Origin of the sequence: Streptomyces sp. M41(2017) (assembly GCF_002078175.1) — a bacterium.
In the GTDB taxonomy this organism is placed as follows: Bacteria; Actinomycetota; Actinomycetes; order Streptomycetales; family Streptomycetaceae; genus Streptomyces.
On record NZ_MWFK01000002.1, the window covers coordinates 1,319,082 to 1,342,336 of the forward strand.

Annotated in this window: 19 protein-coding genes and 1 pseudogene; 12 read left to right on the plus strand and 8 right to left on the minus strand. The window is 71.6% G+C overall.

The annotated features are described in order from the left end of the window. Nucleotides 1-55: 55 nt before the first annotated feature. Nucleotides 56-829 carry an MHYT domain-containing protein gene (locus B0675_RS31470; RefSeq protein WP_081223003.1) on the minus strand — a complete coding sequence of 258 codons (774 nt, stop codon included), beginning with the start codon at nucleotides 827-829 and terminating at the stop codon, nucleotides 56-58. Between the two features lie 152 nt (nucleotides 830-981). On the opposite strand from B0675_RS31470, the gene B0675_RS31475 reads away from it, so the two are divergent. After that, entirely contained in the window at nucleotides 982-1,581 is a 600-nt protein-coding gene (locus B0675_RS31475; protein ID WP_081223004.1) for a class I SAM-dependent methyltransferase, read from the plus strand. A gap of 28 nt (nucleotides 1,582-1,609) precedes the next feature. On the opposite strand, the gene B0675_RS31480 is transcribed toward B0675_RS31475, so the two are convergent. After that, the gene (locus B0675_RS31480; protein WP_081223005.1) at nucleotides 1,610-2,368 is read right to left on the minus strand and encodes an alpha/beta hydrolase; all 759 of its coding nucleotides are present in this window, start codon (nucleotides 2,366-2,368) and stop codon (nucleotides 1,610-1,612) included. Between the two features lie 103 nt (nucleotides 2,369-2,471). Between B0675_RS31480 and B0675_RS31485 the strand changes: the two genes are divergently transcribed. The 3 genes from B0675_RS31485 to B0675_RS31495 all read left to right on the plus strand — a co-directional run bounded on the left by B0675_RS31485 (nucleotide 2,472) and on the right by B0675_RS31495 (nucleotide 4,534). Next, nucleotides 2,472-3,005 carry a PadR family transcriptional regulator gene (locus B0675_RS31485; RefSeq protein WP_081223006.1) on the plus strand — a complete coding sequence of 178 codons (534 nt, stop codon included), beginning with the start codon at nucleotides 2,472-2,474 and terminating at the stop codon, nucleotides 3,003-3,005. 199 nt (nucleotides 3,006-3,204) lie between these two features. After that, entirely contained in the window at nucleotides 3,205-3,492 is a 288-nt protein-coding gene (locus B0675_RS31490) for a hypothetical protein (RefSeq protein ID WP_241540115.1), read from the plus strand. A 136-nt stretch (nucleotides 3,493-3,628) separates the two neighbouring features. Then, entirely contained in the window at nucleotides 3,629-4,534 is a 906-nt protein-coding gene (locus tag B0675_RS31495; RefSeq protein ID WP_081223008.1) for a hypothetical protein, read from the plus strand. A gap of 104 nt (nucleotides 4,535-4,638) precedes the next feature. Here B0675_RS31495 and B0675_RS31500 read toward each other — a convergent pair whose 3' ends face one another. Together B0675_RS31500 and B0675_RS31505 are read right to left on the minus strand one after the other, a co-directional pair. Further along, nucleotides 4,639-4,821: a hypothetical protein gene (locus B0675_RS31500; protein WP_081223009.1), complete on the minus strand. Its 183-nt coding sequence runs from the start codon at nucleotides 4,819-4,821 to the stop codon at nucleotides 4,639-4,641. Nucleotides 4,822-4,926: 105 nt separating this feature from the next. Next, nucleotides 4,927-5,983, minus strand: a pseudogene (locus B0675_RS31505) (acyl-CoA desaturase). A gap of 296 nt (nucleotides 5,984-6,279) precedes the next feature. Between B0675_RS31505 and B0675_RS31510 the strand changes: the two are divergent. From B0675_RS31510 to B0675_RS31520, 3 genes are all read left to right on the plus strand, one after another. Then, nucleotides 6,280-9,228 carry a DEAD/DEAH box helicase gene (locus tag B0675_RS31510; RefSeq protein ID WP_081223010.1) on the plus strand — a complete coding sequence of 983 codons (2,949 nt, stop codon included), beginning with the start codon at nucleotides 6,280-6,282 and terminating at the stop codon, nucleotides 9,226-9,228. Beyond that, entirely contained in the window at nucleotides 9,225-10,487 is a 1,263-nt protein-coding gene (locus B0675_RS31515; protein WP_081223011.1) for an SWF or SNF family helicase, read from the plus strand. Before B0675_RS31510 ends, B0675_RS31515 begins: the two co-directional genes overlap by 4 nt. A gap of 88 nt (nucleotides 10,488-10,575) precedes the next feature. Beyond that, complete coding sequence (locus B0675_RS31520) at nucleotides 10,576-11,919, plus strand: esterase-like activity of phytase family protein (RefSeq protein ID WP_081223012.1); 1,344 nt, start codon at nucleotides 10,576-10,578, stop codon at nucleotides 11,917-11,919. Between the two features lie 91 nt (nucleotides 11,920-12,010). Here the strand turns inward: B0675_RS31520 and B0675_RS41595 are convergent, their stop codons facing one another. Together B0675_RS41595 and xylA are read right to left on the minus strand one after the other, a co-directional pair. Beyond that, nucleotides 12,011-12,634, minus strand: coding sequence for a hypothetical protein (locus tag B0675_RS41595; protein ID WP_081223013.1), 624 nt, complete (start codon nucleotides 12,632-12,634; stop codon nucleotides 12,011-12,013). 519 nt (nucleotides 12,635-13,153) lie between these two features. Continuing rightward, nucleotides 13,154-14,320, minus strand: a complete 1,167-nt coding sequence (gene xylA, locus B0675_RS31535) for a xylose isomerase (protein WP_081223015.1) — start codon at nucleotides 14,318-14,320, stop codon at nucleotides 13,154-13,156. Nucleotides 14,321-14,517: 197 nt separating this feature from the next. Here xylA and xylB point away from each other — a divergent pair, with 197 nt between their 5' ends. The 5 genes from xylB (at nucleotide 14,518) to adh (ending at nucleotide 21,654) form a co-directional block, all read left to right on the plus strand. Further along, nucleotides 14,518-15,969 carry a xylulokinase gene (gene xylB / locus B0675_RS31540; RefSeq protein ID WP_081223016.1) on the plus strand — a complete coding sequence of 484 codons (1,452 nt, stop codon included), beginning with the start codon at nucleotides 14,518-14,520 and terminating at the stop codon, nucleotides 15,967-15,969. A gap of 197 nt (nucleotides 15,970-16,166) precedes the next feature. Next, nucleotides 16,167-17,375 carry an ROK family transcriptional regulator gene (locus B0675_RS31545; protein WP_081223017.1) on the plus strand — a complete coding sequence of 403 codons (1,209 nt, stop codon included), beginning with the start codon at nucleotides 16,167-16,169 and terminating at the stop codon, nucleotides 17,373-17,375. Between the two features lie 583 nt (nucleotides 17,376-17,958). Continuing rightward, nucleotides 17,959-18,558, plus strand: a complete 600-nt coding sequence (locus B0675_RS31550) for an N-acetylmuramoyl-L-alanine amidase (protein WP_081223018.1) — start codon at nucleotides 17,959-17,961, stop codon at nucleotides 18,556-18,558. A 131-nt stretch (nucleotides 18,559-18,689) separates the two neighbouring features. Continuing rightward, nucleotides 18,690-19,994 carry a GAF domain-containing protein gene (locus tag B0675_RS31555; protein WP_081223019.1) on the plus strand — a complete coding sequence of 435 codons (1,305 nt, stop codon included), beginning with the start codon at nucleotides 18,690-18,692 and terminating at the stop codon, nucleotides 19,992-19,994. Between the two features lie 136 nt (nucleotides 19,995-20,130). Further along, on the plus strand, nucleotides 20,131-21,654 hold the full coding sequence (adh, locus tag B0675_RS31560) for an aldehyde dehydrogenase (RefSeq protein WP_081223020.1): 1,524 nt from the start codon (nucleotides 20,131-20,133) through the stop codon (nucleotides 21,652-21,654). A 216-nt stretch (nucleotides 21,655-21,870) separates the two neighbouring features. On the opposite strand, the gene B0675_RS31565 is transcribed toward adh, so the two are convergent. Then, nucleotides 21,871-22,389: a DUF2231 domain-containing protein gene (locus tag B0675_RS31565; protein WP_081223021.1), complete on the minus strand. Its 519-nt coding sequence runs from the start codon at nucleotides 22,387-22,389 to the stop codon at nucleotides 21,871-21,873. A gap of 125 nt (nucleotides 22,390-22,514) precedes the next feature. After that, nucleotides 22,515-23,240 carry an FAD:protein FMN transferase gene (locus B0675_RS31570; RefSeq protein WP_179165525.1) on the minus strand — a complete coding sequence of 242 codons (726 nt, stop codon included), beginning with the start codon at nucleotides 23,238-23,240 and terminating at the stop codon, nucleotides 22,515-22,517. Nucleotides 23,241-23,255: the final 15 nt, after the last annotated feature.

The following is a 23,255-nucleotide window of genomic DNA, read 5'->3' on the forward strand; positions in this document are numbered from 1 at the left end:
CCTCGATCGGAGAGTCGGGGCGGCCCTTCACGGCCGGATGCTGCCGAGCCCGCCGTCAGCGGGCGATGCTCTCGACCCGCCGCCGGACCGACGCGGACGCCTCGGGGCGTTCGGCCATCGGGGAGAGCGCGACGAATGCCGCGGTGAGGAAGAGGTAGGACCCGAGGCCGACGGCGAGGGGGAAGATGAACTGCATGGCCGTGGCCCCGGGCAGGGTGCCCGCGGCAGGGTGGACGCTCACGCTCACCGCCGCCATCCCGGTGTAGTGCATGCTGCTCACCGCTCCGCCCATGACGAGGGAGGCGACGGTGACCGCGACGGGCGACCTCGTGGAGAGCGCCGCCCACAGGGCGGCGGTCGCCGCCAGGACCGCCAGTGCGACGGAGAGTCCGACGAGTGCGGGGTCGTAGTGCACCTGGCCGTGCAGGCGCAGGGCCGCCATACCGAGGTAGTGCATGCTCGCGACGCCGAGCCCGGTGGTGAGCCCGCCGATGACGAACGCACGGCGCCGGTCGCGTCCGTAGCCGACGGCGAAGAGTCCGGCGCTCACGAACGCCATCGCGACGAGCAGGCTCAGGACGGTCAACGGCACGTTGTAGCGGATCTCCGTGCCGGTGACGCCGAAGCCGAGCATGGCCACGAAGTGCATCGTCCAGATGCCGCTGCCGATCGCGGAGGCGGCGGCGAGGAGCCAGTTGCGGCGCGACGAGCCGGTGGATGCGAGCGCGCGGACCGCGCAGCGCAGGCCGAGGGCGGCGCCGATGGAGGCCATCACGTACGACAGCACGGGGGTCAGCCATCCGAAGGCGGCGTGGTCCAGGTGTCCCATGGCCCAGGGACGCTAGTCGGCGCGCAGGGACACGAAGGGGGCGCGTTTCGAAAGCTGTTGCAATCTGGCGAAGGCGTGCGCCTCAGCGATCGCGTCGAGTTCGAACGTGTGCACCGCGTCGTCCTTCGTGTCGGTGAGGGATCATGCGGCACATGAGCGACGACCACACACACGTCCAGGAGTTCTTCGGCGCCCGCGCGGCCGACTGGGACACGCGGTTCCCCGACGACGGCCCCGCGTACGAGGCGGCGGTGTCCGACATGGGGTTGCGCCCGGGTGACCGGGTGCTCGACGCGGGCTGCGGAACCGGACGCGCCCTGCCGCCGCTGAAGGCCGTCGTGGGCGCCTCCGGCGTGGTTGTCGGGGCCGATCTGACCTGGGCCATGCTGGAGGCCGCCGTGCGGGCCGGACGCGACCGCGACGGACACCTGCTGCTCACCGACGTCGCCGCCCTGCCGCTGCGTTCGGAGTCACTGGACGCGGTGTTCGCGGCCGGACTCGTGGCTCACCTGCCGAACCCTGCCGAGAATCTGCGGGAGTTGGCGCGGGTGGTGCGACCCGGCGGCACGCTGGCGCTGTTCCATCCGATCGGGCGGGCGGCCCTCGCGGCGCGCCAGGGTCGGCAGCTCGCCCCGGAGGACCTGCGCGCGGAGTCCAACCTGGGCCCCCTGCTCGTCGATTCGGGCTGGGACATGACCTCGTACGCCGACGAGGACGCCCGCTTCCTGGCGCTCGCCGTGCGCAGAGGCTGAGGGGCGCCCTGGGATCGGCAGCCGGCGGTCAGTGCGTACCGGCGAGAACGGCGGCGAAGACGTCAGGGTTGTCGAACATGATGTTGTGACCCGCGCCCGGCACGGACACGACCCGCACGCCTGCCTCCTCCAGCGCCTGTGCGCCGAGGAGTTCGCCGTTGAGTTCGCCCTGAAGGTAGACGCGGTCGACGGCCATCCCGGTGAGCATCCGACGCATCGTCGGGACCGTGCCGCGCTGGAGCGCCAGCGCGGTGCGGTGCAGGGCACGCGGGTCGGCGAGGCGCATGGTCGCGGCCCAGGAGGCCCCGACCTTCTCGAGCACGCGCGCGTGTCCGCCGTTCTGCACGAAGTCGTCCTCCTCATAGGCGGCGATACCGCTGTCGCCCGTCGTGCCCGGCGGGTACGGGTCAAGGTTGGCCTCGACGAGGACGAGCCGGGAGACGAGGTCGGGCCGCCGGTGTGCGAGCACGACGGCGACCGCGCCCCCCATGCTGTGGGCGACGAGTTCCGCCCCGCCGACGTCGGCGCCGTCCAAGGCCGCGGCGAGAGCAGCCGCGTGATCCTCCAACGTGTAGCCGAAGCCCGCCGGCCGGTCACTGATGCCGTGCCCCGGCAGGTCGACGAACAGCGTTCTGCGGCCCGCGAGTTCGGGTCGGGCGGCGATGTGGGCGAAGTAGACCGTCGAGGCCGCCCCCAGACCGTGCACGTACACACGTGCGGGCCCCGTCCCCGGCGCCTCGATCCATCGGATCAGGCTTCCCTCGCTGTCGAACTCGGCCTGCCTCATCGGGCCCTCCCCATCAGCGCTTGTCATTCTTCCATCCGGAGCATACATCGGACCCGATGTATCAATGAAGCGATGTACCGCGAGAGTGCGAGAGGATGAGGTCATGCTGGAGCTGGCCATCCTCGGATTCCTCTGTGACACCCCGCTGCACGGCTACGAGCTGCGCAAGCGCATCACCGCCCTGACGGGGCACGTGAAGCCGGTGGCGGAGAGCACGCTGTATCCCGCCATCAAGCGACTGGAGAACGCGGGCCTGCTGGAACGCACCACGCAGCCCGGTTCCGTGGCCGCCCCTCGTCACGTCCTGACGCTCACCGAGGAGGGTGGTCGCGAGCTGCGCCGCCGGCTCGCGGAAGCCGCCGGGCGGGACATCAGCGACGAGAACAGGTGGTTCTCGGTGCTCGCCTTCCTGAGGCATCTGGAGGACCCGTCGGCGCAGGCGGCGGTGCTGCGCCGTCGGCTCGCGTTCCTGGAGGAGCCGGCGAGCTTCTTCTACGACGGTGAGCGACCGGTGCGGGCCGAGGAGTTGGACGACCCTTTCCGGCGAGGGATCCTCACCATCGCCCGGGCCACCAGCGATGCCGAACTGGCGTGGCTGCGGGCCACCCTCGGCTCACTGGACGCCGCGGACGGGTGAGACTCACTGGACGCCGCGGTCGGGTGAGACCGGGCAGGCGCACACCCGGAATCGGGGCAGGTCCCGCTTCCCCGGGCCACACCCCTTCTGTCTCCGCGCCTCCAACTCTACGTTGAGTAGCGGCAGATGAACGCTTGGCGACGACGATCGAGCACGGGAAGGCGGCCGGATGTCAGGCATGTTCGACAGGATCCGCACGATGGCGGGCAGGAAGGCGCGGGAACAGCGCGGTGGGGTCGGTCCCGCTACGGCCCGCGAGGGCGGGAAGCGCGGCCACAACCTTTTCGAGGCGGCCTCGGCGTATGTCTCCGCGTGCGCCGAGGACGATCAGGAGCGCATCGACGAGGCGGCCTCCTGGGTGTCGCCCGAGGCGCTCTCCTTCGGGGTGACGGAACTGGCCTGCCGGGCGGTCATCGCCCTCGCCCGGGAACGCGACGAGTCGCCCGGGACGGTCACGCGCTCGCTGCTCGGACTCCCCGCCGCCTGAAGCGGCCGGCCGCGCCGGGGGCGTTTCGCCCCTGTCCAGACGGATAACTGCAGCTCCGCATGTGTTTCAGGCCCGTGACAAGCGCCTTCCGGTCGCATTAGGGTGCGCCGACAGATGGACCGATCGGGAGGCTGGGATGGCCGGGACGGACGAAGAAGCCGTCACCACCGTGGACGAGGAAGCCGTCGCCACCGTGGACGACGACGCGCTGTACGTACTGACGGCGGTGCTGCTGACACCGGCGAAGTTCCCCAGCATGCTGGGGGACGACTATCCCGAGGCCTGTGCGACGCTCGGCCTCGCGCCGCTCGCCGAGGGGTACGGCCTGGTGCTCGGCCAGGACGGGGAGGGCGCGCGATGGACCGTCGTCATCGACGACGTGTCCCTGGTCGCCGTTGCCATCGCCTCCTGGGACTGCGGGATGGAGCACGAGCTGTCGCCGGACGAGCGGACGGTGGTCGCCGCGCTGCCCGGCTGGCCCCTCGAAGTGGCTGTCGCGGCCCCGGGCATCCCGGCCCCCCACGATCCGTCGACCGACCCCACGGAACGCCCTCCGCTGACCCCTCCGGACACCAGCACCTGGGGGCCCGCGCAGCGGCGTCTGGGCGCCGACGAGATCGCTCTCCAGTGGGCGATGTGGCGGGACCAGATCGACGACGGCGAATTCGCGTCCACGAACGGCGCGGAGCGGTCCGCCGGCGAGATGCAGGGCGAGGCCAATGGAGCCGCGGAAGACGATCCGGCCGGGCCGGAGAAGCACGGCGACGGCGAGGAACGCACGGCGGTCCGCCGCGTCCTGGCCGAGGCGCGCTCCTACGTGGACGCCCCTCCCCCGCTGGGCCGCGTGCGCTCGTCGTTCGCCACGGGAGATGCCCGGACCCTGCGCGCCGACGGTCCGGGCTGGTCTCTGGTCGCCAGGACGGACGACATCGCGTTCGTCCTCCTCGACGACGAGCCGGGCGAGGTCCTGCCGGTGGGGCGCGGACCGGAGCTGCCCGGCCTCCTTGAGGCCCTCGACAAGATGGCGGTACGCCCGAGCTGAGCGACGGCGCCACCGGGAGACCTGGTGACGCCGTCCTCGTCAGTTGTCCGCCACCCCGGTCCGCCGGCCCTCGTCGGTGCCGTCGAACGGAGTCCCGGCGCCCCTCAGCGGCCGATCTCCTTGCGGGTGACGCGGCGCAGCCTGCGCCGCTGCGAGGGGTCCAGGGCCAGGTACGCGGCCGCCGGAACGCCCAGCACGATCAGGAAGGCGGCCCACCAGGGCAGCCAGATCAACAGGATCAGGCCGACCGCCACACCCCCTGCGGCGATCTTCGCGTTCTTCGACATGTGTGTCGCCTCCTCCGCGGCTGCTGCCGCTCTCTGTCGTGAGAACGGGTCCCTGCGTCCCACGGTTCCGGACCGCGACCCTGATACGTCCCTGAGGTACGCCCCTTACTCGGCCCTGAGGGGCTCCCCGACCTCGTACATGTGGCGCAGGGCCTGCCGGTAGGAGTCGACGAGCCCGGTCTCAGCGTAGGCAATACCCACCTCGGCGCAGTACGCGCGCACCAGAGGCTGGACTCGGCGCAGGTGCGGGCGGGGCATGCTGGGGAACAGATGGTGCTCGATCTGGTAGTTGAGACCGCCGAGGAACCAGTCCGTGAGGACGCCGCCCCGGACGTTGCGCGACGTGAGGACCTGTCGGCGCAGATGTCCCCCATCGCTCGCCGTCCGGGTCGGGCATCTCCATGCCCTTGTGGTTGGGCGCGAAGGACATCCCGAGGTGCAGGCCGAACAGTGCCTGGTGAAGGGCCGCGAAGGCCAGGGCCTTGCCCGGGGACAGGACGGTGAGCAGCAGGGTCGCGTAGGCGACGACATGTGTGACGAGCAGCAGGGCCTCCACTGCACGCTCGCGTGGCGGCTGCCGGCGAAGGTCCCGGAATCCGTGGATCTTCAGGGCGATGCCTTCGAGGAGGGTCAGGGGGAAGAAGAGCCAGGCCTGGTTACGGGTGAGCCAGCGCCGGAATCCGGTCCGCTCGTGTGCCTGGCCGCTCGTGAAGACCAGGACGTCGGCGAGGACGTCGGGGTCCTTGTCGACGTGGTTGGGGTTGGCGTGGTGCCGGTTGTGTTTGTCGTTCCACCAGGCGTAGCTCATGCCGAGGAGCAGGTTGCCGTGGACCAGGCCGATGGCACGGCCGACCGCCTTGTCACCCGTGATCTGGGAGTGGCCCGCGTCGTGGCCTATGAACGCTGTACGAGCCCCCAGTACAGCGAGCAACGGCGCGAGGAGCAGGGTCCACCAGGAGTCTCCGACGAGGACGACGCCGGTGACCACGCCGGCCAGGCTCAACAGGTTCACGACGATCTCGCGCGCGTACCAGCCACGACGCCGGTCCAGCATTCCACGTTCCTTGACCTCGCGCAGGAGGGGTGCGAAATCGCTGCCGGGTGCAGCCCTCGCGCTCTCCCTGGGGGCGGGTTCTGCGAGGACGGCGGCGGTCTGGGCCATGGTGGGTCTCCGGTCTCTCGGGGCGGGCCGACCTGATCTCTCAGGAAGTGGGCTGACCTGATGAAACGTACGAATCGACGGCCTGCGGCAGCCATGGCGCCACCACCCCGTTCCGTGCGGGGGTTTCCCCCGGCCTCTCAGGGGGGTGGCACCCCTCTAGGGACCGGGGGCATCGCTCTTCGCCGGGCTGCGGTCTCGCGCGGTCAGGCCGGCGCCCGTCCGTGCCCGTCGTGCTGTACCCTCGGCGACTCGACTCAGTAGTCAAATTTGATGAATCCGAGGGATGCGTCATCGCTGTGCAGAGGATTCCCGCGGTCGACGCCGCCGAGATCTCCGAACTGGCCCGCTGCTGCGCCGTGTTCGTACCCGCCGATCCGCCGCGCTCGGGCAGCGTCGCGTTCTGGCGCCCGGACGGCGAGTCGCCCCCGTTGGTTGCTTCCGGCTCGGTCGGCGACCTGACGGTCGCCCTGCCCGTGGGGGACGGCGTCGAGGCCGTCTCGGTGCCCGCGGTGCTGCTGCCGGTGCGGGCCGCCCTGCCGGTCCTCACGCGCGCGCGTGCCGCGACGCAGGCGCACGGGTCGATTTCGTTCTGGGGCGCTGCCGGTGTGCTCGCCCTCCAGTTCGTTGCCCGCGGGCTCCTGCTGCCGGGAGTGACGGCCGACGACCACGACGCCTGGCGCGCCGGCCCGCTGAGCGCACGGGACCTGGAGCGCGTCCGTGAACTGGCCGCGGCGATGCCCCCGGAGGCACACGCCGTGCCGACGCGGGGCCCTTCCAGGGCGGCGGACGAGGACCCGGAGGCCATGGACGCTCCTGGTCCGGGGGACGGCCTCATGGCACCCTCGCGACTGGCCGATCCCGAAGGGCTCGTTCGAGCATTCCTGGACGCCGTCGCCGATGCCCTGCCGCGCTCCCCCGCGGCGGCGCTGGCAGCGGGCGGCCCGGCGTTCGCGGCGCCTGAACCCCGGCCGGTGCCGCAGCATCGCGCCTGGACCGCGGAGGTCGCGGAGACGCACGAGGCCGACGTGCGGATCTCACTGCGCGTCGAGGCGCAGACCCTCGTGTCGACCGGGCCGGAAGATCTTCCGCCGGCCTTCCGGGCCGTGGTCCAACTGCACAGCGCCCACGACCCCGCTCTCGTGGTGGACGCCGAAAGCGTGTGGGCCGGTTCCTCACCGTTCGGCCCACGTGCGCGGATGACCGCCCTGCTCGCCCTCCGCCGTGCAGCGAAGAGCTGGCCTGCGCTGACACCACTGCTGTCGGCCGCGGTTCCGGACGCGGTCGAACTCGTCGACGAGGAGGTCGGCGAACTCCTCGGAGCGGGCGGCCGGCTTCTGGCGCTCGCCGGTGTCGATGTGCACTGGCCCAAGGAGCTGGTGCGGAAGGTGACCGCCCGCGCGGTCGTCGGCCCTCACGCTCTCGGGGACGGCCCGCACGAGGGGCCGGCCGGCGACGAGGGATCACGCGACAGGACGGTCTCGGACGTGCCGTCCTTCCTGTCGGCGGACGCGTTGCTCTCGTTCGACTGGCGGTTCGCGCTCGGCGACCAGCAGCTCACACGACAGGAACTGGACCGGCTGGCCGAGGCGAAGCGGCCCATGGTGCGGCTGCGCGACCAGTGGGTTCTCGTCGACCCCGAGGAGGTCCGCCGGGCGCGGGAACGCCGGGACCGCAAGGTCACGCCCGTCGAGGCGCTGAGCGCCGCTCTGACGGGCTCCGCCGAGGTGGACGGCCACCGGGTCGCCGTGGAGCCCACGGGATGGTTGGCGACCCTGCGGGAGCGGCTGACCGACCCCGAGGCGCAGCGGCCGGTCGGGCAGCCCGCGGAACTGCGTGCCACGCTGCGCGACTACCAGTCGCGCGGCCTCAACTGGCTGGCCCGGATGACCTCTCTGGGACTGGGCGGCTGCCTGGCCGACGACATGGGTCTCGGCAAGACGATCACCCTGATCGCCCTGCACCTCCACCGGCAGGCGGACGCGTCGACCGCGGGCCCCACACTCGTGGTCTCTCCGGCCTCCCTGCTGGGCAACTGGCAGCGGGAGATCGAGCGCTTCGCCCCCGGCACCCCGGTACGCCGCTTCCACGGTGCCCGGCGGAGCCTGGAAGGCCTGTCCGACCGCGAGTTCGTCCTCACGACGTACGGCACGATGCGGCTCGACGCGCCCCGGCTCGGTGAGGCGCCCTGGGGTCTGGTGGTGGCGGACGAGGCCCAGCACGTCAAGAACCCCTACTCGGCGACCGCGCGGGCGCTGCGCACCATCGGCGCACGCGCACGCGTGGCGCTCACCGGAACTCCCGTGGAGAACAACCTCTCCGAGCTGTGGGCGATCCTGGACTGGACGACACCAGGTCTGCTCGGCCGGCTCGGCACCTTCCGCAGTCGCTACGCGCAGGCTGTCGAGGGCGGTCAGGACCCCGGGGCCGCCGACCGGCTCGCCCGGCTGGTCCGGCCGTTCCTGCTGCGCCGTCGCAAGTCGGACCCGGGCATCGCACCCGAGCTGCCGCCGAAGACCGAGACCGACCGCGCCGTGTCCCTCACCCCGGAACAGGCCGGCCTGTACGAGGCCGTGGTCCGCGAGACCCTCGCGGAGATCGCCGCCGCCGACAGCATGGCCCGGCGCGGTCTGATCGTGAAGCTGCTCACCGGGCTCAAGCAGATCTGCAACCATCCCGCGCAGTTCCTCAAGGAGGAGCGGCCCAGGATTCCCGGCCGGTCGGGCAAGTTGGAGCTGCTGGACGAACTCCTCGACACCATCCTCTCGGAGAGGGCGAGCGTGCTGGTCTTCACCCAGTACGTGCGGATGGCACGCCTCATCGAGCGCCATCTGGCGGAGCGCGGGGTGACGACTCAGTTCCTCCACGGCGGAACGCCCGTCCCGCAACGCGAGGCGATGGTGGAACGCTTCCAGGAGGGCGGGATCCCGGTCTTCCTGCTGTCGTTGAAGGCCGCCGGCACCGGGCTCAACCTGACGCGCGCGGAGCACGTCGTGCACTACGACCGCTGGTGGAACCCCGCCGTCGAGGCACAGGCCACGGACCGCGCGTACCGCATCGGCCAGAACCGGCCCGTGCAGGTGCACCGCATCATCGCCGAGGGGACCATCGAGGACCGCATCGCCGACATGCTGCGTCGCAAACAGCGGTTGGCGGACGCCGTCCTGAGCGCGGGTGAGGGGGCGCTCACCGAGCTGACCGACGCGGAACTGGCCGACCTGGTGGAGTTGCGAGGGGGCGCACGATGACGGATCGGGACGAGGAGCGTACGTTCGGAGCGCTGCCGCCCACGCGCGGGCGGAGCTTCGCGCAGACGTGGTGGGGCAAGGCCTGGCTGAGTGCCTTGGAGGACGCGGCATTGGACTCCGGGCAGGTGAAGACGGGCCGCAGGCTGGCACGCGCGGGAGCGGTGGGCACGGTCTCGGTACGGCCCGGACGCGTCACGGCGGTCGTCGAGGACCGCGACGGAACCGCTCACCGGGCGGACGTTCTGCTGCACGAACTTTCGCAGGAGCACTGGGATCTCTTCCTGGACATGGCCGCCGAGCGGTCCGGGCACGTCGCCGCGCTGCTCGACCGCGACGTGCCTCCCCACCTCGTCGAGGACGCGGCGGCCGCGGGGGTCGAACTCCTGCCGGGGCTGGGTGATCTGGACGCGGAATGCGAGTGCGGCGCCTGGGACCACTGCGGCCACACCGCCGCACTCTGCTACCAGGTGGCGTTGCTGCTCGATGAGGACCCTTTCGTGCTGCTCCTGCTGCGGGGGCGGGGTGAGCGGGCGCTCCTGGAAGCCCTCCAGGGACGCGTGGCGCAGCCCTCGGACGATCCTGGCGACATGGACGGAGGAGTGGACGCCCTGGAGGCCTATGCCACGGGTGACATCCTTCCGCCGCTTCCGGCCGACCCGGAGTGGCCCGAACAGCCCGGGACTCCGCCGTCCCTGGAGACCGAGGGCACACCTGCTGTCGGAGTCGATTCCGTCGCCCTGGAGTTCATCGCTCGCGCGGCGGCTCAGGAGGCGCACCGGCTGCTCGCCGAGGCGCTCGGCCGCGTACCCGTAGGGCGCAGCACCGCGCCGGAGACGTTGTCCCTCGTCCAGGATGCCGTTCGGCTGGCGGCGTGCGACCCGCCGGAGGGGGTCGCGGAGCGGCTGGCCGGTGGCTCGTGTCGGGAACGCGGGGAACTGGCTCTCGCGGTACGGGCCTGGCGGTACGGCGGTGTCTGCGCGCTCTCGGTCCTGGACGACGCGTGGGACGTCCGGGCGGAGTCCCTGTCACGCGCGCGTGCGGCTCTGCTCACCGCCTGGGACGAGGACGAGCGGCCCCGGCTGCGGGCGGACCGCAATCGCTGGACCGCGGTCGGCAGGGGCACGCAACTTCGTCTCGGCCGCGACGGCAGATGGTGGCCCTACCGCAAGGAAGGCGGCCGTTGGGCTCCGGCGGGGCCGGCCACGCACGACCCGGCGACCGCGCTCGCGATCGCCGAGGAAGACCCGACGACTGGTTGACGCCCGACGTTCACCTCGCTGTCGGACTTCGTTAGACGCCGGGGCCAACTCTGGCCGCTGTCAACGAACCCGTTTCCCAGGAGGCTCCATGTCCCCGCGCGCCGCCGGCAGACGCCCCATCCACCGCTCCGTCGCCGTCGGCGTGCCGCTCGCTCTGCTGGCGGCCTTCACGGTGGCCGGCACGGCGAACGCGACGTCAGGGCCGGCGCAGCCGAGGGTGACGCACACCGCGACCCTCGGCGACCTCCCTCTGGGGACGTTCAGCAACGGCCTGCTGCCCGGGACGGTGGACAACGACCGGGGCGTCGACCTCGGCGGCATCGGCAGTGACATCTACCCGACCGGCCGCAAGGGCGAGTTCTGGACGGTCACCGACCGCGGGCCCAACGGCCAGATCAAGGTGGACGGCGCCAAGCGCCGGACGTTCCCGGTGCCGGGCTTCGACCCGGCGATCGTCAGGATCCGGGTGAGCGGCGGGGCGGTGAAGGTGATCGACGCGATCCCGATCACCACGTCGTCCGGCAAGCCGGTCACCGGGCTCTCCAACCAGGCGGGACGCGACGAGGCGCCGTACTCCTTCGACGCGCGGACGCCGCTGCCGTACAACCCGAACGGCGTGGACACCGAGGGCATCGTGCGGGCTGCGGACGGGGCGTTCTGGCTCGTCGACGAGTACGGTCCGTCGCTGCTCCACGTCTCTGCGCGCGGGAAGGTTCTCACGCGCTACGTCCCCAGGGGACTGCACCTGACCGGCACGGACTACCCCGTCGTGGAGGCGCTGCCCGCGATTCTGCTGCACCGGAAGATCAACCGCGGTCTCGAAGGGCTCACGCAGCTTCCGGGCGGCGATCTGGTGATGGCCCTGCAGAGCCCGCTCTCCCTGCCGGACGGCGACGCGGGCGACACGTCCCGCACGACCCGTCTGCTGCGCTTCTCGCCCGGGAAGCGCTCCGTGACGGCCGAGTACGCGTACCGTTTCGACCCGGTGAACGTGGTGGACCCGAGCGAGGACGACACGTCCGAGCTGAAGATCTCCTCCGTGGTGGCGGTCGGCCCCGACCACCTGCTCGTCGAGGAGCGCACCGACAAGTCCGCTCGTCTGCACGAGGTACGGCTGACACGTCGCGCGGACATCCTGGGCGGCCCGTACGACCGTGACACCACGTCTCCGTCGCTGGAGCAGCTCGACGATCCGGCCACCGCGGGTGTTCCGGTGCTGGGCAAGCGTCTGGTCGTCGACCTGGGGACGGTCGCGGGGGTTCCCGGCAAGATCGAGGGCGTCGCGCGCGTGGACCGCGACACGCTCGCCCTCATCAACGACAACGACTTCGGCATGACGGACGGGTCGGGCGCGTTCGACGGGCAGGGCCGGCTCGTGGACAGCGGTATCGAGACGACGGTCACCTACGTGCGGCTGCCCCGCCGCATCTGATCGCGGGTCGTTCGATCTCGGTACGCGCGTGTGGACGATGGACAGCGACCACGCGCGCGTGCCGTTCGCCCGAACGGCGCTGTGAAGGGCTTCACTTGAGCCGGGCGGTGAGTCTGCCGGGCCCCTTGCCGACGTTCGCGGCCAGGCTGCAGGCCACGTTGTCGATACCGATCTTGTAGCTGCCGGTGTCGGGGTACTGCACGAGTGTGTTGCGCACCGTACCCGCCGCCTGAGCCGCCGCCTTGCGCTCCAGCGGCGCCTTGCACAGGGCCGACGCGGCCTTCTTGAGCGTGGCGTCCGTCGTATAGGTGCCGTTGAGTTCGGCGATCTTCACCACTTCGGCGTCGTGCGGCTCGGTGCACGAGCGTTTTGCCGCCTGGCCGGGAAGAGCGGCGTTGGTGTCGAAACAGTCGCCCTTCCGCAGCATGTAGTAGGGCACTTCGTCGGCCGCGAGGGTCGGAACGAGTGACTCCAGGCCACTGGGGACGAGGTCCGTGGGCAGATCGGTGGGAAGCGACGGCGCGACGCTGGGCAGCGCCGTGGGCAGGTTCGTGGGGAGCGAGGGGAGCCCGGACGGGAGACTCGGGGACGGACTCGGCGAACTCGCCGTGCTCTCGGTGGGCGCCTTCTTGTCGTCCCCACCACCATCGCCGGCAGTCACGGCGACAGCGACGACGACCCCGACGACGACGATCACCGCGATGACGATGAGCACCGTGTTGCGGCGCCGCCCTCCCCGGTGGCCTCCGGGGCCGCCGGGCGGTCCTGGCGGTGGTGGCGGCCAGCTCCCGCCTCCTTGCCCGGGCGGCCAATCCCCCTGGGACGGTGGTCCGAAGCCTCCCGAAGGAGGTCCGCCGGCGCTGCCGGGGGCAGATCCGTGACCGCCGGAAGGCGGTCCGTATCCGCCTGAGGACGGCGGTCCGTATCCGCCCGAGGAGGGTGGCCCATAGCCTCCGGACACCGGGGGCCCGTAGCCCCCTGGCGGCGCGCCCGGCCCATCACTCCCGTGAGGAGCAGCGCCGGGCGACCGTGGGGGCTGAGGGGGTAAGGGCGGCATGGCCATACCGTCAAGAGTCGCCGCGAACCGGTCACCGCGCGACCCCTGCGCGGAAGTTGATACGGACTCATGCCATGGACCGCATCATTCCGGCGCATTCGAGGCCCGCGGCCGGCTCGCCTCCGCCGTCCCGGCACGGGTCCACCGGACGTGGACCCGTGCCCCTCGGAACTCCGATCAGACACGCGCGCCCAGGAGATGGTCCATCGCGAGCTGGTCCAGCTGCTCGAACGCCATGCCACGCGCGGCCGCCGCCTCGACGTCGAAGTCCTCGAACGCCCCGCGGTCGGCGAGCAGCGCCTGGAGGCCGTCCGCCGCGGTGGGCTGCGCCAGTTCGTCCAGGCGCGAGGCACGCAGGGCCGCCCGGACCTCGGGGTCGGCACGGAAGGCAGCCGAACGCTCCCGCAGGATCAGGTAGTTGCGCATGCAGCCGGCCGCCGAAGCCCAGACCCCTTCGAGGTCCTCGGTCCGCGGGGGCTTGAAGTCGAAGTGCTTCGGACCGGCGTAACCGGCGCTCTCCAGCAGGTCGACCAGCCAGAAGGCGGATCGCAGGTCACCCGCTCCGAACCGCAGGTCCTGGTCGTACTTGATGCCCGTCTGACCGTTCAGGTCGATGTGGAAGAGCTTGCCCGCCCACAGGGCCTGGGCGATGCCGTGCGGGAAGTTCAGTCCGGCCATCTGCTCGTGCCCGACCTCCGGGTTCACGCCGTACAGCTCGGGTCGCTCCAGGCGCTCGATGAACGCCAGGGCGTGTCCGACGGTGGGCAGCAGGATGTCGCCGCGCGGCTCGTTCGGCTTGGGTTCGATCGCGAACTTGATGTCGTAGCCCTGGGAGGTCACGTACTCGCCGAGGAGGTCGAAGGCCTCCTTCATGCGGTCGAGCGCCACACGTACGTCCTTGGCGGCGCCGGACTCCGCGCCCTCCCGGCCACCCCAGGCGACGTACGTCTCGGCGCCGAGTTCGACCGCCAGGTCGACGTTGCGGATGGTCTTGCGCAGGGCGTAGCGCCGCACGTCGCGGTCGTTCGCGGTGAACGCGCCGTCCTTGAAGACGGGGTGGGTGAACAGGTTGGTCGTGGCCATCGGGACCTTGAGGCCGGTGGCGTCCAGGGTCTGCCTGAAGCGCTTGATGTGCGACTCGCGCTCGCTGTCCGAGGATCCGAAGGGGATCAGGTCGTCGTCGTGGAAGGTCACTCCGTAGGCGCCGAGCTCGGCCAGGCGCTGCACCGACTCGACCGGGTCGAGGGCGCGCCGGGTGGCGTCGCCGAACGGGTCCCTTCCCTGCCAGCCGACGGTCCACAGGCCGAAGGTGAACCTGTCGTCGGGGGTGGGCTGGTAGTTCATGTCTCGGCTCCTTGTTGGCTCCGACTATTTCGTCATGGCGGTTTACAAATTAGTATGCGAACGCATCTCTGGGAAGAGACGACGTACGAAACCCTGGTCGTGGCGGGCCGGGACACCGTGCGAAACCGGGCCGCGCCGGCCCGGACAGCCCCGCAACCAGGACAGATCCCGCAGAGCAGCGGAAGAGGGAGAGCCCGATGTCAGCAGCCGAGGGTCCGCTCGTCGTCGGGGTGGACACGTCCACCCAGTCCACCAAGGCCCTGGTCGTGGACGCGTCGACCGGACAGGTGGTGGCGAGCGGACAGGCGCCGCACACCGTCTCCACCGGGGCGGGACGCGAGAGCGACCCCCGCCAGTGGTGGGACGCTCTGCGTGCGGCTCTGCACCAGTGCGGCACCGCCGCGCACGAGGCCGCCGCGGTGTCGATCGGTGGCCAGCAGCACGGCCTCGTGACCCTCGACGCCCACGGCGAACCGGTACGCCCCGCACTTCTCTGGAACGACGTGCGCTCCGCGCCGCAGGCACGTCGGCTGGTCGAGGAGCTCGGCGGCCCGAAGTCCTGGGCCGAGCGGACGGGCAGTGTGCCCGCCGCGTCCTTCACCGCCACCAAGTGGGCCTGGCTCGCCGAGCACGAACCGGAGGCCGTACGGGCGACGACGGCCGTCCGTCTGCCGCACGACTACCTCACCGAACGCCTCACGGGTGAAGGCACCACCGATCGCGGTGACGCGTCGGGCACGGGCTGGTGGTCCTCGGGCAGCGAGGCGTACGACGAGGAGGTCCTCGCCCACATCGGACTCGACCCGGCTCTGCTCCCCCGCGTCGTCCGGCCCGGCGAGGTCGCCGGCACGGTGCACGCCGGAGGTGATCTCCCGTTCTCCAAGGGGACCCTCGTGGCCGCCGGGACGGGGGACAACGCGGCAGCGGCCCTCGGTCTGGGTCTGCGCCCCGGGGCGCCGGTGGTGAGCCTCGGCACCTCGGGCACGGTGTACGCCGTCTCGACCCGCCGGCCCTCCGATCCGACGGGCACGGTGGCGGGGTTCGCGGACGCCCGCGGCGACTGGCTTCCGTTGGCCTGCACGCTCAACTGCACCCTGGCCGTCGACCGGGTCGCCGCTCTGCTCGGCCTCGACCGCGAGGCGGTCGAACCGGGCGGCGCGGTCACGCTGCTGCCCTATCTGGACGGCGAGCGCACACCCAACCTGCCGAACGCGTCGGGCCTGCTGCACGGCCTCCGGCACGACACGACGGGCGGCCAACTGCTCCAGGCCGCGTACGACGGAGCGGTGCACTCCCTGCTGGACGCCCTGGACCTGGTCCTGGACGCCGACGCCGACCGTTCGGCGCCCTTGCTCCTGATCGGCGGCGGAGCACGGGGGACGGCCTGGCAGCAGACCGTACGGCGGCTGTCCGGCCGCCCGGTGCAGGTCCCCGAGGCGAGGGAACTGGTCGCGCTGGGAGCCGCCGCGCAGGCGGCCGGCCTGCTGACGGGCGAGGACCCGGCGGCGGTCGCGCGGCGCTGGGGCACCGACCGGGGCCCCGTCCTCGACGCCATGGAGCGGGACGAGGACACGCTCGCGAGGATCACCGGGGTACTCTCCGACGCGGCCCCTCTGTTCGAACGGCGGCCGCACGGAAACGGTAATTGACCGGAACCGACGCGAGCCGCCCGCACGGGAACCCGCTCTCACGTGCGCGTCTCCCGGAGAGCGCATACATGGGCGGGCGCCGGGGGGAACCCGCGGACCGCTACGCCGCCCGGTGACAGGTACGGCGAGAAAGCGCTCCAGTGGGGCGGGCACCGACAGGGGCCGGCGGGACCGGCCGGACGAGGATTGACGGAGGCATGACCGCACCGCTGCACGAGGCCAGTCAGAACGGTTCCGGCCGACGCCTGCCCGACACCCAGCAGGGCATGCGCCGCCGCAACCTCTCCCGGGTCATGTACACCGTCAGCACCGAGGGGCCGCTGTCGCGCGCCGCTGTGGCCTCGCACATCGGTCTGACCCGGGCAGCCGTGTCGACGCTGGTCGACGAACTGATCCGGGCCGGGCTCCTCGAGGAACTGGGCCCCGAACGGCCCGGCAGGGTGGGGCGTCCCGGATCCGCGCTCGCCGTCAGCGGGCACGGCCCGGCCGGCATCGGCGCCGAGGTAGGCGTCGACCACCTCGCCGTGTGCGCGGTCGACCTGCGCGGCGCCGTCCGGGCACGTGCCGTGCGCCACGGCACGAACCGTGGCCGGGCCGCCGAGCAGGTGACCCGGGAGTTGACGAAGCTGGTCCGCCAGGTCGTCACCGAGGCCGAACAGGACGGGCTGTGGGCGGCGGGCCTCGCCGTCGCTGTCCCCGGACTCGTGGCACGCGACGGACGGACCGTGGTCCGCGCCCCCAACCTGGACTGGCACGACACGGACCTCGGCGCCCTGCTCCCTTTCGACATGCCCCTGACGGTCGACAACGAGGCGAACTTCGGCGGTCTCGCGGAACTCTGGCTCGGTGACACGACCCCGCGCGACTTCCTGCACGTGTCGGCGGAGATCGGCATCGGTGCGGCGGTGCTCGTGGACGGACGGCTGCTGCGCGGGACCCGCGGGTTCGCGGGTGAACTGGGGCACGTACCGGTGCGCCCGGAGGGGCCCGAGTGTCCCTGCGGTGGGCGCGGGTGCCTGGAACAGTACGCCGGCGAGGAGGCCGTCCTGCGCGCCGCCGGCCTGGAACCGGGCGAGGACCAGGTCGGGCTGCTGTCCGACCGCGCCGCCTCCGGCGATGCGGACGTACGACGCGCTCTGAGCGACGCCGGGACCGCTCTCGGGATCGCCCTGACCGGGGCGGTGAACCTGCTGGACCCGCAGACGGTCGTGCTGGGCGGCGCACTCGCCGGCCTCGCGCCCTGGCTGCTCCCCTCGCTGCAGGGCGAGTTGGCACGGCGCACCGCGGGACCGGCCTGCCCCGTGTCCGTGTCCCGGCTGGGATCCGAGGGACCCCTGCTGGGCGCCGCGCATTCCGTGGTGCGGGCCGTGCTCGACGATCCGGCGGGAGCGGTCGGGCGCGCGTAGCGGGCCGGCTCCGGCACACTCGACAACCCACGGGAGCGGTCGGCCTCTCGCAGCGGATCCGCTTCGGCACCCGGCGGTACAGCAGGCCACCGGGCGGTCCCCGTTCCCCGTCCGCGTCGTCGCGGACCACGTGCGCATTCCGTTCCCTCCTACGAGTGATCGTCGTATCCACAGTTCTCGGGTTGTCCACCGAGTCACGCCTCGGCCCTGCTGCCCAACCGGCAGGCGTCGTACGGTGATTCACGCGAGGCGCAGCCGTCCGGCCGACGCCTCGGGACCGGAGCGAATCGGGGGATTCACATGAGGCCGGCGAGGAATGCAGGGCAGCGGAGCGAAGCGATCGGTCCGTTCGGACCACCTCCTGCGGCACAGAGGCGACGTGTCCGGACCCGTTGGGTCGCGCATGCCCGGCGGGCCGTGGGTGTCGTGATACTGATCTTCCTGCCGCGCCGTCACGCCGGGCGAACGGCCGAGGCCGCCCGCGTCCACCTCGACCGGCCGGCCCCGGCAGCGGCCTCGGACCACCGGCACCCCGGACACCCCGCACACCCCGGACACCCCAGCGACGAAAGGCCAGTACTCCATGGAGAGAGCACGGTCGTTCCCGAGCCGGCGGCAGCTGCTCAAGGGCACAGCCCTCGCCGCCCTCCCTTACGCGCTACTCCCCGAGGCGAGGGCGACCGCCCAGACCGCGGCCGTCGACTATCCCGGTGCGGAGTGGACTGCGGCGACCTCCTCCAATTACACGGCGTCCGACCGACCGGAGAGCTACGACCTCGACTACGTGATCATCCACGTGACGCAGGCGACGTACGCCGACACCCTGTCCATCTTCCGGAATCCCGCGAAGAAGGTGTCCGCGCACTACGTCGTGCGCTCCGCCGACGGTCACGTCGCCCAGTGCGTACGCGAACGCAACGTCGCCTGGCACGCGGGGAACTGGGACTACAACACCAGAAGCATCGGTATCGAGCACGAGGGCTGGGTGGACAAGCCCGCCTACTTCACGAACGCGCTCTACGAGGAGTCGGCCAAGCTGACCGCCGCGATCTGCGATCAGTACGGCATCCCGAAGGACCGCGCCCACATCCTCGGCCACTACCAGGTGCCGGGTTCCGACCACACCGATCCAGGGCCCAACTGGGACTGGACGCGCTACATCAGGCTCGTCAACTTCGCCTGACCGGGGGCCTGCTGCGCCCCTCGACGCGGTCCCCGTGCGGCCGCGGGCGGAAGCGGAACGTCACACGGGTTGTCGATGCCCGCACGGGGAGTGACGATGGACCCAGCCGCATCGCCTTCCGGGAGGCCGAGTTGATCGATCCTTGGGTGGCCCTGGAACCGGGAGCCGACCCCGTCGAGAGGGTTCGGTCACTGCGCCGCGCCTACGAGTCCTTCACCGAGGCGGGAACGGTGCCGCGGCCCGTGCGATCCGTGGTGGCGGACTCGTGGCGTCGGTCGGCGCGGGCCGGCGTCGTCCCGGACGGCACGGCGAACGTCGACCTGACGGACGGAGATCTCGGTTCCTACCGGGCCGAGCATCCGCTGGCCCGGGTGATGCCCCTGTTCCGTGAGCTGATGGGCACGTTCGCGTCGGACGGGGAGCACCTGCTCGCGGTGTGCGACGCGCAGGGCCGGCTCCTGTGGGTCGAGGGCCACCCGGGAACGCGCAAGCAGGCCGGCCGGATGAACTTCGTGCCGGGCGCCCTCTGGTCGGAGGCGGCCGCGGGGACGAACGCGCCGGGTACGGCGGTCGCCGTCGACCACCCCGTGCAGGTCTTCGCGGCGGAGCACTTCATCCGGCGGGTCCAGCCCTGGACCTGCGCGGCCGCTCCGGTGCACGATCCGCGGACCGGGCGGGTCATCGGCGCGGTCGACATCACCGGCGGGGACGGGCTGGCGCACCCGCACAGCCTCGCCTTCGTGCAGGCGGTGGCGCGCGCCGCGGAGTCCCATCTCGCCCTCCTTTCACCGCCGCGAACCGTGACGGACGGCCCTCTCGAACTGACCGTTCTGGGACGGGACGAGGCCCAACTCGTCGTGGACGGGCGCAAGACCAGGCTGAGCCGCAGACACAGCGAGATCCTCGTGCTGCTGGCCCGGCATCCGGAGGGTCTCACCGGCGACGAGCTGCTGTGCGCGCTGTACGAGGACGAGTCGGTGACGCCGGTGACGCTGCGCGCGGAGCTGGCCCGGCTGCGCCGCCTCCTCGGTCCGGGTCTGCTGGATTCCCGGCCCTACCGGCTGACCCGCCCGGTCGAGTCCGACGTGACGGTGGTGGAGCGGCGGCTCGGGACGGGGGCGGTCACGGCAGCCGTCGCGGCGTATGCCGGTCCGTTGCTGCCGGGGTCCACGGCCCCGGCGGTCGTGCGGCTGCGGCGCAGACTGGCCGACGGGCTGCGGACGGCCCTCATCGCCCGTCGGGACCCGGATCTGCTGGCCGACTGGGCCCGCGCGCCGTGGGGGGAGGACGACCTCGACGTCTGGCGGGCACTGTCGTCGGTACGGCCGGCGCCGGTCGTGCGGTCGCGGCTGGCGGAGTTGGAGTCGGAGCAGGCCGTACCAGCGGGCTGGGCGCGGCAGCGCCGGGGCGACCGTATGCGACCGGAGCCGCGCTGACCGGCCGGCCGCCTCCCCACCTGCGGGGCGAGAAGCTCTCTCGGGGGCGCGCAACGTCGTTGCAACGTCGGGGTTTCTAGCCTCGCGGCGAGAGCTGCCCAACGGCGGGCAGCGCTTCTCCGGGAGGCAGACCAGCATGACCCGTTACGCGGCGCCCGGCAGCGAAGGCGCGATCGTCTCGTACGAGGCGCGGTATGACCACTTCATCGGCGGGGAGTACGTTCCGCCGGCTCGCGGGCAGTACTTCGAGAACCCGAGTCCGCTGAACGGGCAGCCGTTCACCGAGGTCGCCCGAGGGACGGCGGAGGACGTGGAACGCGCGCTGGACGCGGCACACGCGGCAGCCCCGGCCTGGGGCCGCACCTCGGTGACGGCGCGCGCCGACATCCTGCTCAAGATCGCCGACCGGATGGAGGCGAACCTGGAGAAGCTGGCCGTCGCCGAGAGCTGGGAGAACGGCAAGCCGGTCCGCGAGACCCTGGCGGCGGACATCCCGCTCGCGATCGACCACTTCCGCTACTTCGCGGGGGCGGCCCGGGCCCAGGAGGGATCGATCGGCGAGGTCGACGACGACACCGTCGCGTACCACTTCCATGAGCCGCTCGGTGTGGTCGCGCAGATCATCCCGTGGAACTTCCCCATCCTGATGGCGGTGTGGAAGCTCGCGCCGGCGCTGGCGGCGGGCAACGCGGTGGTCATCAAGCCGGCCGAACAGACGCCGGCGTCCATCCACTACTGGATGAGTCTCATCTCGGACCTCCTCCCGCCCGGCGTGGTCAACATCGTGAACGGCTTCGGCGTGGAGGCCGGCAAGCCGCTCGCGTCCAGCCCTCGCGTGGCGAAGGTCGCGTTCACGGGCGAGACCACGACGGGGCGGCTGATCATGCAGTACGCCTCGGAGAACATCAAGCCGGTCACGCTGGAGCTCGGCGGCAAGTCCCCGAACATCTTCTTCGACGACGTCTGGGCGGAGAACGACGACTTCCGCGACAAGGCCCTCGAGGGCTTCACCATGTTCGCGCTCAACCAGGGCGAGGTCTGCACCTGTCCCTCCCGGGCTCTCATCCAGCGCGGCCACTACCGGGAGTTCATGGAGGCGGCGGTCGCCCGCACCGAACTCATCAAGCCGGGCAACCCGCTCGACACGGACACGATGATCGGCGCCCAGGCGTCGAACGACCAGTTGGAGAAGATCCTCTCCTACCTGGACATCGGCCGTCAGGAGGGCGCCAAGGTGCTCACGGGCGGGGAGCGCATCGAGCACGACGGCGAGTTGAAGGGCGGTTACTACGTCCAGCCGACGATCTTCGAGGGCGACAACCGCATGCGGATCTTCCAGGAGGAGATCTTCGGCCCGGTCGTGTCGGTGACGTCGTTCGACGACTTCGACGACGCCATCAAGCTCGCGAACGACACGCTGTACGGCCTCGGGGCCGGCGTGTGGACCCGTGACATCAACACCGCCTACCGCGCGGGCCGTTCGATCCAGGCCGGCCGCGTCTGGACCAACTGCTACCACGCCTACCCGGCACACGCGGCCTTCGGGGGCTACAAGCAGTCGGGCATCGGCCGCGAGAACCACAAGATGATGCTGGAGCACTACCAGCAGACGAAGAACCTGCTGGTGAGCTACTCGCCGAAGAAGCTGGGCTTCTTCTAGAGCCTGAAGTGGGGTTGCCCGGAGGCATCGTTGGGCTCCCGGCAACCCCACACCGAGAGCACACTGCGGTGCCGTCGACGGGACCATCGCGGGCCGGGCGCCGTACTCCCGCCGCACGTGATCGAGCGTCATGAGAGCGCAACGCCGCACCACCCCAGTTCCCCGCAACCTGCCATCGGTCGAGACCGGTTGTGGGACCGTCGCGCGACTCAGGCCTCAGTCACGATCCGCGTGCGCCGTCGCCGAGTACCCGTTCCGCCAGGCGGCTTTGGCGCCGGAGTCCCCGATGCGATACACCTGCACGCCCGCTCCCACGCCGACGGCGAGGGAGAGTACGGCCGCCGTCACCCGCAGTGGCATGCCCACTGTCCCGCCGGCCCCTCCCGCCGTCTCGGACACACTGCGGGCGGTTCGCCGGTAGGCCCACCACACTCCGGCGGCCACCACGAAGAGTCCGATGGCCCAGGGAAGCAGTTGGTCTCCCAGCTCGGCGTGCTTGCGGACCAGAGCGTTGCTGTCCACGTGGCGTTCCAGCCACTCGCCGGCGCTGGTCGTCAGCGGCACGCTGATCAAGGAGGCGAGAGCGAGGATCGGCAGCGCGAGCCCGAACCGGCGCATGACCGACGGGAAGGCGGCGCAGAGGACCAGTGCGAGCGCGGTGAGCGGCACGAGGACCACCACCACGTGCACGAAGAGGACGTGCGCGGGGATGCCGTTGATCAGATCGAGTCCCACGGTCGGGAACTCCTTCGCTGGGAGGTTGGTGACGGACGGAATCGTGTGGGCCGTGTGCGTGCGGCACGGCGGTTACGGGCGGGGGCGCCCGCGCTCCGAGAGCGGCCTCCCGGGCACGCCCCGCCTCATGACCCATGTCGGCTGAATCCCGAGGTCTGCCACGATCGGCCGTCGGGCAGGACCGCGAACGCCTCGTAACCGTCCATGGACTCCAGCCACTCCTGCGCGCCCTCGCCCCGGGCGAACCCGGCGGTTGCGTAGGCGTCGGTCATGGTGAGCCGGGGCCCGACCACGGTGAGGGACGCGAGGTGGGTGACGGGTTCACCGTTGTGCGGGTCGAGTACGTGGAGGCCTCGTTCGGCGGTCCCGGAGGTCGCGATGGCCAGGTCGTCGCCGGCGGTGACGACGGTGGCCAGTTCGGCGGGGCGCAGGGGGTGGGCGATCCCGATGCGCCACGGGGTGCCTGCGCTCGGCCGCCCGCGGAGCTGGAGGTCGCCGCCGCCGTTGACGCAGGTGTGGTGGGCGCCGGCGTCGTGCAGGAGCTGGGACGCGGCTTCGGTCGCCCAGCCCTTGACCAGCCCTGATGGATCGAGGGCGTTCCCGGGGACGACGCAGAACCAGCCCTCGGTGTCGTGGGTGGCTTTCGCACACAGGGAGAAGACCTCGTGGACCTCGTCGGGACAGTCGCTCAGCCGGATTTCACCCCGGTCGAGGCGGCTGATGTGGCTGTCGTCCCGGTACGTGGAGAACACCGCGTCGACGCGGTGGAGGTGACGTACCGCTTCGGCGAGGGCGTGGCGGATGGCCGGGGTGGGCCGGTCGCGGATGTCGAAGGAGAAGGCGGTGCCCATCACGTGCTCGACGTG